Here is a 14,590-nt window from a genome sequence, read left to right as displayed (position 1 = left end):
CGGCCTCTGAGCGCGGCGTTATTCCTCGTCGCTAGTGGGTTGGTACCAGGCAGGCATGATGCGGGCCAGTTTCACCATGTTCTGCTCTACCTCAACGATTTCGATGGGGTAGCCAGCCAGCCGCATGCTGATGTTGGGCTGGGGCAAGTCTTCCAGATACTCCAAGATCAGGCCGTTGAGGGTGCGTGGCCCATCGGTCGGCAGATGCCACTCCATCTCCTTGTTCAGCTCACGGATGCTGACGCCCCCCTCGACCAGGAAGGTGCCGTCCGGCTGGGGATGGATCTCGTCGCTCGGTGCCGGTGCCATCGAGGTGGTGAAGTCGCCGACGATTTCTTCCAGAATGTCATCCAGTGTCACCAGCCCCTGAATATCGCCGTACTCGTCGACGATGAGCCCGATGCGCTCCTTGTTGCGCTGGAACTTGGCCATCTGCACATTGAGTGGCGTTCCTTCCGGAATGAAGTAGATCTCTTTGACCGCGCGCAGCAGGCTCGACTTGTTGAACTGCTCTTTGGCCAACAGGCGCAGGGCGTCGCGGGCGTGCAGAAAGCCCACCACGTCGTCGATGTTGTCTCGATAGAGCAGCACCTTGGTGTGCGGGCTGTGGATCAGTTTGCGTACGATGACCTTCCAGTCGTCGTTGATGTCGATGGCATAGATGTCGCTGCGCGGCACCATGATGTCCTCAACTTGCACTTTGTCGAGATCCAGAATGCTGAGCAGCATATCCTGGTGATGCTGGGGAATGAGATTGCCCGCCTCGTTGACGATGGTGCGCAGTTCATCACTGCTGAGGTTGTGATCGCCACCGGGTTTGAGATGCAGCAGTTTGAGCAACAGGCCGGTGATGCCATTCATCAGCTGCACAAAGGGATAGAGCGGCACCATCAGGAACTTCAGCACGATGGAGGCCGGGTAGGCCACCTTCTCCGGGTACATGGCCGCCAACGTCTTGGGAGTGACCTCCCCGAAGATCAGCACGACGATGGTCAGGCCAAAAGTGGCCACCGCCACCCCGAGATCGCCGAACAAGCGGATGCAGACCACGGTGGCGATGGCCGAGGCCAAGATATTGACTAGGTTGTTGCCGATGAGAATGAGGCCGAGCAGGTTGTCCGGGCGTTCAAGCAGCTTCTCCACCCGGCGGGCGGCGCTGTGCTTGCTCTGGGCCAGATGGCGCAACCGGTAGCGGTTGAGCGACATCATGCCGGTTTCGGAACTGGAGAAAAAAGCGGAAAAGAGGATCAGCAGCACCAGCGTAATGAGAAGGGTGCTTGTCGATATGCTATCCAAGAGTGTCTCCCATGGTGGAACAGGTGAGCCGGCGCAGGCCGGCTCAGCTCAGGATGACTTCCTTGACGAAACGGCTTCCAAAGTAAGCCAGCGTGAGGATGAACCCTCCCAGCAGGCTCAACCAGGCGACGCGGCGGCCACGCCAGCCATGCACATGATGCCCCCATAACACGAGCACATAGGTACACCAGGCGACGATCGAGAGGATCGCCTTGTGCGCCTTGCCTTGAGCAAACATGTCGTGGAGGAAGAAGAGGCCGGAGGCGATAGAGAGGGTGAGCAGGAACAAGCCGATCGTCATCAGTTGGAACAGGCGCTGTTCGACCGACATCAGCGGCGGCATGGAGGGGAGCTGGGTCAGTTTGCGCGACTTGAGCCGATAGTCGAGGTAAGCCAACTGCAAGGCAAACAGACTGGCGATGGAGAGCACCGAGTAGGCGAGCAGTGCCAGACCGATGTGCAACAGCAGTTGGGGGTGATTCTCCAGATGGGTGATGTAGCGGTTCGGGATCAGGGTATCGGCCACGATCAGCAGGGCCGAGAAGCCGTAGACCACCGGCAGCAGGATCCATCCATTGACGCGGCGGGCAATGCCCGTCATGAAGGCGCTGATGATGAGGCTGATGAGCGACGCCACGTTGAGCATGCTCAGGTTCTGCCCAGATTGGGTCATGACCTCCTGAGTCAGCAGGATGGCATGGCAGAGCAGGGCAAGCGCGCCGCACGCAAACAGCCGTCCATATCCCTCTTTGCCCGGGTTGAGCAGCAGATGCAGGGTGGCGATGCTGGCCAGCAGGTAAAAGGCCAATGCCAATAGGGAGGAGGCGATCATGGGGTAAGTGGTTGCCGGGTAAACTGTTATGGGCCTAAGGAGGGCAGTATACCCCCTGCTGAGGTATGGTCGCCAGTTGTACAGCTCGGATCCTGCCCCCATCTCTGTTGACATGAGGGCTAGCTCACCATCGTGCCGGGGACGATGCTGGGTTATAATGCCGCCAATTTGCAACGCCAGAACATTCGGAACGCGTCATGTTTGAGAATTTGACAGATCGACTCTCGCGCACCCTGCGCAACATCAGTGGCCGTGGCCGCCTCACCGAAGAGAACATCAAAGAGACCCTGCGCGAAGTGCGCATGGCCTTGCTGGAGGCCGACGTTGCCCTGCCGGTAGTGCGTGATTTCGTGGCGCGCGTCAAGGAGCGGGCGGTGGGCCAGGAAGTGGCCAAGTCGCTGAGCCCGGGGCAGGCTTTCATCAAGATCGTCCACGGTGAGCTGGTCGGTGTGATGGGGGAGGCCAACGAAGCGCTCAATTTGGCGGCGCAACCACCTGCCGTCATCCTGATGGCAGGCTTGCAGGGGGCCGGTAAGACCACCTCGGTAGCCAAACTGGCCAAGTTCCTGAAAGAGCGCAATAAGAAAAAAGTGCTGGTGGTCAGTGCTGACGTTTACCGTCCGGCCGCCATCAAGCAGTTGGAAACCCTGGCCAACGACATTGAGGTCGATTTTTTCCCGAGTGAGGCGACCCAGAAGCCCATCGATATTGCCAATGCCGCCGTCGATCATGCCCGTAGAAAGTTCTATGACGTGGTGATCGTCGATACCGCAGGCCGCTTGCACGTGGATGGCGAGATGATGGAGGAGATCAAGGATCTGCACGCCTCCATCAAGCCGATCGAGACCCTGTTCGTGGTCGATGCCATGACTGGCCAAGATGCGGCCAATACCGCCAAGGCCTTCAGTGAAGCGCTGCCGCTGACCGGTGTCATCCTCACCAAGGCTGACGGCGATGCCCGTGGCGGTGCCGCCCTTTCGGTTCGCCACATCACAGGCAAACCGGTCAAATTTATCGGGGTCGGTGAGAAGACCGATGCCCTCGAGCCGTTCCATCCGGACAGACTGGCCTCCCGTATCCTCGGCATGGGGGACGTGCTCTCCCTCATCGAAGAGGTGGAGCGCAACGTCGACAAGGAGAAGGCCGCCAAGCTGGCCGAGAAGGTCAAGAAAGGGAAGGGGTTCGATCTCGAGGACTTTCGTGAGCAGCTGGCCCAGATGCGCAACATGGGCGGCATGATGGGGCTGCTCGACAAGCTGCCAGGCATGTCGGGGCTGCCGGATAACGTCAAGGATCAGATGGATGACAAGCTGACCGTGCGCATGGAGGCCATCATCAGCTCCATGACCCGCAAGGAGCGCGCCCACCCTGACATCATCAAGGGATCGCGCAAGCGCCGTATCGCTGCCGGTGCCGGTGTCGAGGTGCAGGAGGTCAACCGCCTGCTCAAGCAGTTCACCGAGATGCAGCGCATGATGAAGAAGATGTCCGGCAAGGGGGGCATGCGCAAGATGATGGGACAGATGCGGGGCATGATGCCGCCAGGCTTTGGCGGTGGTCGCGGATTCTGACACCCGATCCTCCAGATACAAGGGGCTCGCCATGGCGAGCCCCTTGTTGTTCGGGTTGGGCAAAAAGTGGCAGGTTCGGTTGCATTTGTCCCGAATCCAAGTAGAATTATGCGGCTTATTTTAAGCTAGGGTCCGCGTGTTTGCGGGCCTTGTTCATTTGATGTTTATGAGGACGATATGGTAACCATTCGTTTACAACGTGGCGGCGCGAAAAAGCGTCCGTTTTACCAGGTAGTAGTTGCCGATAGCCGTAACGCCCGTGACGGCCGCTTCATCGAGCGTGTTGGCTTCTTCAACCCGATCGCCGCCGGCCAAGCTGAAAAGCTGAACCTGGACATGGCTCGCATCGACCACTGGGTTGCCACTGGCGCTACCCTGTCTGATCGCGTTGCCAAGCTGATCAAAGACGCCCGCAAGGCTGCTTAATCAGTCTGATTGGTAAGGAGTCCGAGGTGGAAAAACCTGTAGTCATGGGCACGCTGGGTACCGTTTACGGTATCAAGGGCTGGCTCAAAGTGAACTCCTTCACCGATGTTGCCGAAGCGATTTTCGATTACACCCCCTGGCTGATTCAGCAACATGGGGAGTGGCGTGAAATCCAGGTTTCTGCTTGGAAGCGCCACAACAAGGGTCTGATTTGCAAGCTCGATGGTATCGATCTGCGCGAAGATGCCCTCGCCCTGACCAATCTCGAGATTGGCGTCAAACCGGAACTGCTGCCGGAGCTACCCGAAGGGGAGTTCTACTGGCGTGACCTCATCGGTTGCTCCGTAGTGACCACCAAGGGGTATGACCTTGGCAAGGTAACCGAGTTGATGGAGACCGGCTCCAACGATGTGCTGGTTGTCATGGCGAATGTAAAAGATGCCTTTGGCAAAAAGGAGCGGCTGCTGCCGTTTCTGGAAGGGCAGGTGATCCTCAACGTGGATCTGGCTGCCAAAACAATCGAAGTAGATTGGGATCCTGGTTTCTAGTTCCCTGATATTCGGGGGCGGAGGTTTCAGATGTGGATTGGGGTCATAAGCCTCTTCCCGGAAATGTTCCGAGCCATCACCGAACACGGGGTAACGGGTCGGGCCGTCAAGAATGGCCTGTTGCAGATTGAGTGCTGGAACCCTCGGGACTTTACCCACGACAAACACCGCACGGTCGATGATCGTCCATACGGTGGTGGGCCCGGTATGTTGATGATGGTTCAGCCGCTGCGTGATGCGATTCACGCGGCCAAGCAGGCGGCAGGTGACGGGGCGAAAGTCATCTATCTCTCACCGCAGGGGCGCAAGCTGACACAGGCTGGCGTGACCGAGCTGGCGGTTAACCAGAAGCTGATTCTGGTGGCCGGTCGATACGAAGGTATCGACGAGCGGGTAATCCAGACCGAGGTCGACGAAGAGTGGTCCATCGGTGATTACGTGCTCAGTGGCGGCGAACTGCCTGCCATGACCCTGATCGACGCGGTTTCGCGGCTGGTTCCAGGTGTCTTGGGGGATCAGGCAAGTGCCGAGCAGGACTCCTTTACGGATGGCCTGCTGGATCATCCCCACTACACCAGACCCGAGGTGTTGGATGGGCTGACGGTGCCGTCAGAGCTGCTCAGTGGTAACCATGCGCTGATTAAGCGCTGGCGCCTGAAACAGTCTCTGGGACGGACCTGGCAGAGAAGGCCGGAACTAATTAACAACCTAGCTCTGACTGACGAGCAAGAATCACTTCTTGCCGAGTATGTCCGCGAACAGCATGACATCGTTAAGTAGAGTTATCAGTTAACCCTAGGTAGGAAAAGACAATGAGCAAGATTATTCAACAGCTTGAACAAGAGCAACTGCGTACCGACATCCCGGCTTTTGCCCAGGGCGACACCGTACGTGTTCAAGTTCGCGTAAAAGAAGGTGGTAAAGAGCGTCTGCAGGCTTTCGAAGGCGTTGTCATTGCCAAGCGTAACCGCGGTCTGCACTCTGCTTTCACCGTTCGCAAGATCTCCAACGGCGAAGGTGTTGAGCGTGTATTCCAGACCCACTCCCCGCTGATCCACAGCGTGGAAGTGAAGCGTCGTGGTGACGTTCGCCGCGCCAAGCTGTACTACCTGCGTAACCTGTCCGGTAAGGCTGCTCGTATCAAAGAGAAGCTCAACTAATTCCGACAGGAAGCAAAGAAAGGCTCGCCATTGGCGAGCCTTTTTTGTTGCCGCAGGATCAGGGCTGAACCTGGACGACCGAGTTATCCCGACCGTAGGGGCAGGGCACGTAGGCATCCGCTTCCCAGTCGTTGTCGTAGCGCTCGGTACCGGCCTCATCAATCAACTGGTAGCAGAACTGATACTGCGCCTGTTCATCCGTGGGCAGATTGAGGGTGGTCTTGAACTCACCGCTTTTGAGTCGGCGCATGGCATGCGGTTGCCATTGATTGAACTCTCCGACCAGGAATACCTGATGGGCATCTCCGGCAGCTTCACGGGTGACCACGAAGGTCACCTTTACCTCGGGACGTGACTTCAGGAATTGCTTTATCAGCGACATGGGGGCTCCTCTGTTCATGATGCGAATCCATTAGCGGAGAACAGTTTTACACCATTTAATGATAAAGGTGTTAGTTTGCGGCTTGTCCCATACCGGCGTAATAGTTGCGCAGCAGGGCATGGGTGAACGCAATTTTCAGATAGAAGCCGCGCGGGCGGGTCAGTGTCGGTTCACCATCGTGGCCGATGGCGCGGGTCAGTGCCTGCCCATTGGCCGCCTTGGGTCGCAGTTGCAACACCTGGCCGTGGCGCGCCGTGATTTGCTCCACCTCGCCCAGCACTATCATGTCCATCAGCTCTTCCCAATCCTGACGTAACAACGCCTCCTCTTCACGGGAGGGGCTCCACAGCAGCGGCATACCGACGCGGCGTTCGGCTAGCGGGATCGTGCGAGAGCCTTCGACCGGGATCCACAGCACCCTGGATAGCTTGTTGCGGATATTGGAGTGTTCCCAGGTCAACCCGGATACCCCCACGAGTGGTGCCACGCAGACAAAGGTCGTCTCGAGCGGCTTACCGAAAGGATCGATGGGGATCGTCTTGAGTTCGATGCCGAGGTCGGGGAAATCCTGCTCCGGTTTACTGCCGGCGCTGGCACCCAGGTGCCACTCGATCAGTTGACCTATCCACCCCTTGTGGCGGCGTAGATCGCGGGGAACCTGCTGGCCTGCCATGGCCGCTAATTCACCCAAGGTGAGACCGGCCAGGGCATCGGCTCGTTCCAGTAGGAGCTGTTTATTGTGGGGGGGAGAAGGCGCTTTCATGTGGGCAGTTTACCGGAATTGTCGCACTTCGTCTTTTTGGTGTTTTTTTGAACATAAATATTTGGCTAGTTGGGAATGGATCCCAAAACCATGTGTAAGCTAAATTATGTTTACAATCAATTGGTTATTGGTTTTTTATTGTCTGGTTATCGCTACTTTTTAATTGTGCTCCGCTTGTCCCATGGTTGGGCAAGGTTGGTGCACACACTTATCCACAAAAAAATGGGATAAGTGGATGGGAAGGGCGGTAAAAGCATTTACCAAAGAAAATAGTGTGAGGGCCAGACCATTTTTACAGCCATTCCGGTCGATATTATGGGCATGATTTGTGGATAAAATCGCTTTGTTTATTCTTTGAGCAGTCAAACTTGTTCACAACGATCCTGCCGGATCTTGTCTGGATCCTGAACTCGGTAAAGGATCCTTTTTTATGCTGTATCTTAATGTTTTTACATGGATTATTATCTTTAGAAAAGACGGTGAGTCGAGTGGCAGCAGGATGATTCCGTGCAGAGAAATGGTAGCTATACCAAGATATCCCAAGCTTTTTCCACAGAACAGGTGGGAAACTCCATCTGATCTGGCACGAGAAATGTTTATAAGTCTGCTTGAAAAGTAAAGTTATTCATGATGAACCCTGTTCCGAGGTGGTTTGCCGCCATCAGATGAATATGGAACAATCATCCCAATTAGATTTAGCCTTAAGGTGATCACGTGATTGATGGTGACGGGTTTCGTCCCAATGTCGGCATCGTGATCTGTAACCGTGATGGGCAGGTGTTGTGGGCGAAGCGCTACGGCCAGCACTCCTGGCAATTTCCGCAGGGGGGCGTGGATGATGGAGAGACGCCTGAGCAAGCCATGTATCGCGAGCTTTACGAAGAGATCGGTCTCAAGCCAGAGGATGTCACCATCCTGGCGACCAGTCGAAACTGGCTCAAGTACCGCCTGCCCAAACGCCTGGTTCGCTGGGACAGTTCACCGGTCTGCATAGGCCAAAAACAGAAGTGGTTCCTGCTGCTGCTGGGGCAGGGCAAGGAGTCCCATATCGAGTTTGGCTGCCATGGCCACCCGGAGTTTGATGACTGGCGCTGGGTCAGTTTCTGGTATCCGGTACGTCAGGTGGTCTCGTTCAAGCGCGAAGTCTATCGCCGGGTGATGAAAGAGTTCGCCCCTGTGGCCATGCCGATGTCACAGCCGGCCGTACCCAGGCAGGGGAAAAAGGAGGGGCGACGGCATCGCCCGCGTTGAGGAGAAGCAGATTGCTGACACAGCTGCGCCACATCGTCGAGAGCATGACCGAGGCGTCCTCTCTCGAGCAGGCACTGCATGCCCTGGTGCGGCTGACGCGTTCGGCCATGGTGGTCGATTGCTGCTCGGTTTACGTGGCCGAGCCGGAGCAGCGTTGTTACCGTCTGGCGGCCACCGATGGCCTGGCCGCTACGGCCGTCGGTAAGGCTTTTCTCCCCTTCGAGGAGGGGATTGTTGGGCTGATCGGCCAGCGCGAAGAGCTGATCAACCTAGCGGATGCCCCCTCTCACCCTGCCTTCAAATTTCTTCCCGATGTTGCCGAGGAGCCGTTTCGCTCCTTTCTCGGCGCACCCATCATGCATCAGCGCCAAGTGGTCGGAGTGTTGGTCGTGCAGCAGAAAGATTGCCGCCTCTTTGACGAGGGGGAGGAGTCTTTTCTGGTGACCCTGGCGGCCCAGTTGGCGGCTCGAATCGCGCATGCTCAGGCCAAGGGACTATTGCGCAAGGCTGACTGGAGCAAGCCGCTGCGCGGCGTAGCCGGTTCACCCGGGGTGGCGATTGCCAAGGCGTGGGTATGGCGTCCACGCAAGGAGCTGTCGGCTATCACACCGCGCAAGAGCGACGATAGAGCCGCTCAGCTGACCCACTTCGAGGAGGCCGTCGGAGCGGTCCGCCGTGATGTGGAGGCGCTTGCCCTGCGCTTTCGTGATAGCGCAGGGCAAGATTCCGCTACCTTGTTCGACATCTATCTTCACCTGCTGGATGACCCCAGCTACATCCGCCCCATCAGCCACCGCATCACCCAGGAAGGGTGGACCGCCATCAGCGCGGTCAAACTGATCAGTGAAGCGCTCATGGGGCGTTTCTCCGCCATGAAAGATGCTTATTTTCGTGAACGCGCCAGCGACATCAAGGATATCGCTCAGCGCATCATAGGGCGTCTGGCACAGAGTGAACCCGACCACATCCATGTTAGCGAGCCGGTGATTCTGGTGGCCGAAGAGGTAACGGCGACCGTGCTGGCCGAAGTGCCGCGCCACTGTCTGGCTGGGGTTGTCTCGTTGACCGGCTCTACCAACTCCCATGCGGCCATTTTGGCGCGCGCCATGGGGGTGCCGGCCATCATGGGGGTGGACTTCCCGCTGGCCGAGATCCATCAGCACCTGCTGGTTGTCGATGGCTACAGCGGCGACCTGTTTGTGGAACCGAGCGAGCCACTGCTTATCGAATATCGCCAACTGCTGCACGAGGAGCAGGCGCTCGATGCCTTGGTGCACAGCACCGACGGACAACCCTCCGAGACGCTGGACGGGGTCAAGGTCTCCTTGCTGCTCAATGCCGGTCTCAGTGCCGATACCGAAATCGCCCTCAACGATCTGGCCGACGGTGTGGGGCTGTATCGCACCGAGATCCCTTTCATGCTGCACGACAGTTTCCCCTCCGAATGGGAACAGACCGAGCGTTATCGGGCCATTCTCGAGACCTATCGGGGTCGCCCCGTCTGCATGCGCACGCTGGATGTGGGCGGTGACAAGCAGTTGCCCTATTTCCCGATTGTCGAGGAGAACCCCTTTCTCGGCTGGCGCGGTATTCGCCTGACTCTGGATCACCCCGAGCTGTTTCTGGTGCAGCTCAAGGCCATGCTGCGTGCCAGCGAGGGGCTCGACAACCTTTCTATCATGTTGCCGATGATCAGCTGCATCGGTGAGATAGAGTCGGCCCGCCGCCTGCTCGATCAGGCGTGGCGCGAGGTATCGGAAGAGGTGGCCTCGCGTGGTCATACCCTGCATTACCCCTCACTTGGTGTGATGATTGAGGTGCCCTCGGCCCTCTACATCCTGCCCGAGATGACGCCCCTCATCGACTTCTGGTCGGTCGGCTCGAACGATCTCATCCAGTACCTGCTGGCGGTGGATCGTAACAATGCTAGGGTGGCGAGTATTTACGACGCCTTCCATCCCGCGGTGATCCGGGCGTTGCAATTGCTGGTCGACTCGGCGCGCCGCTATGGCAAGCCGGTCTCGGTCTGTGGCGAGCTGGCCGGTGATCCGGTGGGGGTGCTGGTGCTGCTGGCCATGGGCTATCGCCGCTTCAGCATGAACACCTTCAACATACCGCGCATCAAATACGTGTTGCGTCATGCCCGCCTCGACGAGCTGACCCCGCTGCTGGCAGAAGGGCTGAGGGTCGACTCACCCCATACCCTGCGTGGCTTGTTTGCCCGCTATCTCGAGGAGCGCGGGATGGGAGGCTTCTTGCGTGCCGGCCATAAGAGTCGTTAATCGAGATTCCATCGCGCCTTGATCGGCTCTCGAGGTTGCCCGTCGATGTGAATGATTGCACAATGCGGGCACTTTAAATTCATGCGACAGACTCTCCTATGCAAGTGCAAGACGGTTATTGGGTATTCCCACAGTTCGATCCTGTGGCCTTCTCGATGGGGCCGCTTCAGGTGCGCTGGTACGGTCTCATGTACCTGTTCGGTTTCGCCTTCGCCATGTGGCTGGCTGGTCGACGTGCCGATGAGCCGGGCAGCGGATGGACCCGTGATGAGGTCTCTGATCTGCTGTTTTACGGCTTTCTTGGGGTGATCCTCGGTGGCCGTGTCGGTTATGTGCTTTTCTACAATTTCGATCTGTTCCTGGCCGACCCTCTCTATTTGTTCAAGATCTGGACGGGCGGCATGTCGTTCCACGGTGGCCTCATCGGTGTCATCACCGCCATGATCTGGTTTGCCCACAAGACTCGGCGCCACTTCTTTACCGTGGCGGATTTTGTGGCGCCGCTCATCCCGTTTGGTCTCGGGGTGGGGCGTATCGGTAACTTCCTCAATGGTGAGTTGTGGGGTCGTGTCACCGACGTCCCTTGGGCGATGATCTTCCCGGAGGCGGGCAACATGCCACGTCACCCCTCTCAGCTCTATCAGTTCGCCTTGGAAGGGGTGGTGCTGTTCGTCATCCTGAATCTGTTCTGGCGCAAGCATCCGCCGCGCGGGGCCATCTCCGGTCTGTTCCTGCTGTTCTACGGCCTGTTCCGCTTTCTGGTGGAGTTTGTGCGCGAGCCTGACAGCCAGCTTGGCCTCTACTTCAACGAGATCAGCATGGGGCAGATCCTCTCCACCCCGATGATCCTGGTCGGTATTCTGATGGTCTGGGCTGCCTATACGCTGCCGCGCCTGTTTGGTGTTAAACCCGAGGGAGTGAAATGAAGAGTTATCTCGACCTGATGCGCAAGATCTTGGCCGAAGGCAGCGACAAATCAGATCGTACCGGCACCGGTACCCGCTCCATCTTCGGCCACCAGATGCGCTTCAACCTGGCCGAGGGGTTTCCCTTGGTCACCACCAAGAAGTGTCACCTGCGCTCCATCATTCATGAGCTGCTGTGGTTCCTCAACGGCGATACCAATACTGCCTACCTGAAGGAGAACGGGGTCAGTATCTGGGACGAGTGGGCCGATGAGAATGGCGATCTCGGCCCTGTCTATGGGGCTCAGTGGCGCTCCTGGCCGACCGCCGATGGCGGCGTGGTGGATCAGATCCAGAAGGCGCTTGACGATATTCGCAGCAATCCCGATTCACGGCGCATCATCGTCTCGGCCTGGAACGTGGGTGAGCTCGACAAGATGGCGCTGGCTCCTTGCCATGCCTTCTTTCAGTTCTATGTGGCCGGTGGCAAGCTCTCTTGTCAGCTCTACCAGCGCAGTTGCGATGTCTTCCTCGGCCTGCCGTTCAACATTGCCAGCTATGCCCTGCTGACCCACATGGTGGCCCAGCAGTGTGATCTGGAGGTGGGTGACTTCGTCTGGACTGGTGGTGATGTGCACCTTTACTCCAACCATATGGAGCAGACGGCACTGCAATTGAGCCGCGAGCCGCGCCCATTGCCCCAGCTGGTGATCAAGCGCAAGCCGGACACCCTGTTCGACTACCGCTTTGAGGACTTTGAGATCGTGGGTTATGACCCCTATCCCGGTATCAAAGCACCTGTGGCCATCTGATGGCTACGGAGATAAAAAAAGCGCCTAAAGGCGCTTTTTTTATATGGTAATTCCATTTTTGTTCGGTTTTACCGAGGTGTTAGTTAACTAGAATCGATTTTTCAAGATGCCTCTCACTCACTAGACTGAATCCATCTGACAAGACGAGGTTTTGTTCAATGAGTGAAATGGTCAAAAAATTCCTGCGTCTGGAGTCGGCATCGGGGATCATTCTGATCCTGTCGGCAGCCTTGGCGATGCTGCTGGCGAACTCGTCATTGGCGGGTAGCTACCAGGCTTTTCTCGACGTACCAGTACAAATCCGCATCGCTGCGCTCGATATCAACAAGCCGCTGTTGCTCTGGATCAACGATGGTTTCATGGCGATCTTCTTTCTGCTGGTCGGCCTTGAGGTCAAGCGGGAGATGCTGGAGGGCGCGCTCTCCACCCGTGAGCAGGCCACCTTCCCTGCCATCGCTGCCCTGGGTGGCATGTTGGCGCCTGCGCTGGTCTACACCCTGTTCAACTACTCCGACGAGGTTGCCAGGGCTGGCTGGGCGATTCCGGCTGCCACCGATATTGCCTTTGCCCTCGGCGTGATGGCGCTGCTTGGCAAGCGAGTGCCGCTCAGTCTCAAGGTGTTTTTGCTGGCGCTGGCGATCATGGATGACCTAGGGGTCATCGTCATCATCGCGCTGTTCTACACCAGTCAGCTTTCGCTGGAGGCCCTGGTGGTCTCATTGATGGCCATCGCTGTGCTGTGGTGGATGAACCGGCGCGGGGTCGACCGCATCTCGGCCTACATTCTGGTCGGGGTAGTGCTGTGGGTGGCTGTGCTCAAGTCGGGCGTACATGCCACGTTGGCCGGTGTCATCGTCGGCTTCATGGTGCCGATCAAGGGGGTACGCCACGAGTCGCCACTTAAGCATCTGGAGCATGCCTTGCACCCTTGGTCTGCTTATCTGATCTTACCGCTGTTTGCCTTTGCCAACGCCGGTGTGTCGCTAGCCGGCATCGGTCTGGCCGACATGCTCAAGCCAGTGCCGCTCGGTATCATGCTGGGGCTCTTCATCGGTAAGCCGCTGGGGGTGTTCACCATCAGCTGGCTGGCGGTCAAAATTGGGGTTGCCAAGATGCCGGATGGGATCACCTTGCGCCACATCTTCGCCGTCAGCATCCTGTGCGGCATTGGCTTCACCATGTCGATGTTTATTGCATCGCTCGCCTTTGAGCATGGTGGCCTGGACTATGGCAACTATTCACGGCTCGGGATCCTGAGTGGCTCGACGTTGGCGGCTGTGTTTGGGTATCTGGCACTGCGCTGGGCGTTGCCCTCCCATACGACACGCTGAATGAGACAAGCCCGCCATTGGCGGGCTTGTTGTTGGCGAACAGGCAACCCTCTGTGACATACTGACGGCGCCGCCCCTCCTGTAATGATTCTATGTCGCACCTCAATTACAACCACCTTTATTACTTCTGGATGACCCAGAAGAAGGGATCTGTTACCCAGGCCGCCGAGGCGCTGTTTCTCACCCCACAGACGGTGACGGGGCAGATCAAGCTGCTCGAGCAGCGCCTCGGCGGCAAGCTGTTCAAACGTAAGGGACGCTCTCTCGAGGCGACCGAGTTGGGCCAGCTGGTCTATCGCTATGCCGATCGCATGTTCAGCCTCTCTTACGAGATGCTAGATATCGTCAACTACCGCAAAGAGAACCAGATCCTGTTCGATGTGGGGATCGCCGATGCGCTCTCCAAGCGATTGGCGAGCCGAGTGTTGCTCTCGGTCATTCCTAATGATGGCTCTATTCACCTGCGCTGTTTCGAGTCGACTCACGAGTTGCTGCTGGAGCAGTTGAGTGAGCACAAGCTGGATATGATCCTCTCCGACTGCCCGGTGGACTCCTCCCAGCATGCGGGTCTGCTCTCCAAGCGTCTCGGTGGCTGTGGGGTCAGTTTTTTTTGCAAAGCTCCGCTGCCAGAGAAACCCTTCCCGGCCTGCCTTGAGGAGCGCAAGCTGCTGATCCCTGGCCGGCGCACCGCCATGGGGCGCCAGCTGACTCAGTGGTTTGAGGAGCAAGGGGTGACACCCAGCATTCTGGGGGAGTTTGATGATGCCGCTTTGATGAAGGCATTTGGCTTCTTCAACCAAGGGATCTTCATGGCCCCCTCCATCTATCGCGACGAGTTGTTGGAGAGTGAGGAGGTGGTGCTGCTAGGGGAGACCCAAGATCTCAAGGAGGAGTACTACGTCATCTTCGCTGAGCGAATGATCCAGCATCCGGCGGTCAAACGTATCTGTGAGAGTGATTTTACGGCGTTGTTTGCTGGCGATGAGCATCTGGATCAGTCGCCTCCCGCAGCACTCTCGTTTTAAAAGTGG

General features: G+C 57.6%; 15 protein-coding genes. 11 read left to right on the top strand and 4 right to left on the bottom strand.

All coding sequences use genetic code 11. The annotated features are described in order from the left end of the window. Positions 1–18: 18 nt before the first annotated feature. Entirely contained in the window at positions 19–1,296 is a 1,278-nt protein-coding gene (locus FE240_RS16025) for an HlyC/CorC family transporter (protein ID WP_193002352.1), read from the bottom strand. Between the two features lie 43 nt (positions 1,297–1,339). Beyond that, a complete protein-coding gene (locus FE240_RS16020) occupies positions 1,340–2,128 on the bottom strand; it encodes a cytochrome C assembly family protein (protein ID WP_193002350.1) in 789 nt (262 codons plus the stop codon). A 197-nt stretch (positions 2,129–2,325) separates the two neighbouring features. On the opposite strand from FE240_RS16020, the gene ffh reads away from it, so the two are divergent. From ffh to rplS, 5 genes are all read left to right on the top strand, one after another. Further along, the gene (gene ffh / locus FE240_RS16015; RefSeq protein ID WP_193002347.1) at positions 2,326–3,699 is read left to right on the top strand and encodes a signal recognition particle protein; all 1,374 of its coding nucleotides are present in this window, start codon (positions 2,326–2,328) and stop codon (positions 3,697–3,699) included. Positions 3,700–3,876: 177 nt separating this feature from the next. Beyond that, a complete protein-coding gene (gene rpsP / locus FE240_RS16010; protein WP_042046019.1) occupies positions 3,877–4,125 on the top strand; it encodes a 30S ribosomal protein S16 in 249 nt (82 codons plus the stop codon). Positions 4,126–4,151: 26 nt separating this feature from the next. Further along, the gene (rimM, locus tag FE240_RS16005; RefSeq protein ID WP_226798865.1) at positions 4,152–4,673 is read left to right on the top strand and encodes a ribosome maturation factor RimM; all 522 of its coding nucleotides are present in this window, start codon (positions 4,152–4,154) and stop codon (positions 4,671–4,673) included. A 30-nt stretch (positions 4,674–4,703) separates the two neighbouring features. Beyond that, positions 4,704–5,453: a tRNA (guanosine(37)-N1)-methyltransferase TrmD gene (trmD, locus tag FE240_RS16000; RefSeq protein ID WP_042046022.1), complete on the top strand. Its 750-nt coding sequence runs from the start codon at positions 4,704–4,706 to the stop codon at positions 5,451–5,453. A 32-nt stretch (positions 5,454–5,485) separates the two neighbouring features. Continuing rightward, positions 5,486–5,833, top strand: coding sequence for a 50S ribosomal protein L19 (rplS, locus tag FE240_RS15995; RefSeq protein ID WP_042046023.1), 348 nt, complete (start codon positions 5,486–5,488; stop codon positions 5,831–5,833). Between the two features lie 58 nt (positions 5,834–5,891). Here rplS and FE240_RS15990 read toward each other — a convergent pair whose 3' ends face one another. Together FE240_RS15990 and mutH are read right to left on the bottom strand one after the other, a co-directional pair. After that, positions 5,892–6,215, bottom strand: a complete 324-nt coding sequence (locus FE240_RS15990) for an isoamylase early set domain-containing protein (RefSeq protein WP_193002346.1) — start codon at positions 6,213–6,215, stop codon at positions 5,892–5,894. A gap of 70 nt (positions 6,216–6,285) precedes the next feature. Then, positions 6,286–6,978: a DNA mismatch repair endonuclease MutH gene (mutH, locus tag FE240_RS15985; RefSeq protein ID WP_193002344.1), complete on the bottom strand. Its 693-nt coding sequence runs from the start codon at positions 6,976–6,978 to the stop codon at positions 6,286–6,288. A 714-nt stretch (positions 6,979–7,692) separates the two neighbouring features. On the opposite strand from mutH, the gene rppH reads away from it, so the two are divergent. The 6 genes from rppH to nhaR all read left to right on the top strand — a co-directional run bounded on the left by rppH (position 7,693) and on the right by nhaR (position 14,584). Further along, complete coding sequence (gene rppH / locus FE240_RS15980; RefSeq protein WP_042046030.1) at positions 7,693–8,229, top strand: RNA pyrophosphohydrolase; 537 nt, start codon at positions 7,693–7,695, stop codon at positions 8,227–8,229. 11 nt (positions 8,230–8,240) lie between these two features. After that, positions 8,241–10,511: a phosphoenolpyruvate--protein phosphotransferase gene (gene ptsP / locus FE240_RS15975; RefSeq protein ID WP_193002342.1), complete on the top strand. Its 2,271-nt coding sequence runs from the start codon at positions 8,241–8,243 to the stop codon at positions 10,509–10,511. A gap of 98 nt (positions 10,512–10,609) precedes the next feature. Further along, positions 10,610–11,437, top strand: a complete 828-nt coding sequence (gene lgt / locus FE240_RS15970; protein WP_193002340.1) for a prolipoprotein diacylglyceryl transferase — start codon at positions 10,610–10,612, stop codon at positions 11,435–11,437. Then, on the top strand, positions 11,434–12,228 hold the full coding sequence (gene thyA / locus FE240_RS15965) for a thymidylate synthase (protein ID WP_193002338.1): 795 nt from the start codon (positions 11,434–11,436) through the stop codon (positions 12,226–12,228). Before lgt ends, thyA begins: the two co-directional genes overlap by 4 nt. Before the next feature lie 158 nt (positions 12,229–12,386). Further along, complete coding sequence (gene nhaA / locus FE240_RS15960; RefSeq protein WP_193002336.1) at positions 12,387–13,559, top strand: Na+/H+ antiporter NhaA; 1,173 nt, start codon at positions 12,387–12,389, stop codon at positions 13,557–13,559. 92 nt (positions 13,560–13,651) lie between these two features. Continuing rightward, positions 13,652–14,584, top strand: a complete 933-nt coding sequence (gene nhaR / locus FE240_RS15955; protein ID WP_193002334.1) for a transcriptional activator NhaR — start codon at positions 13,652–13,654, stop codon at positions 14,582–14,584. Positions 14,585–14,590 lie beyond the last annotated feature (6 nt).

Source organism: Aeromonas simiae (assembly GCF_014892695.1).
Taxonomy (GTDB): Bacteria; Pseudomonadota; Gammaproteobacteria; order Enterobacterales; family Aeromonadaceae; genus Aeromonas; species Aeromonas simiae.
The sequence above is the reverse complement of the archived record's forward strand: the minus strand, read 5'-3'. Positions and strand labels throughout refer to the sequence as shown.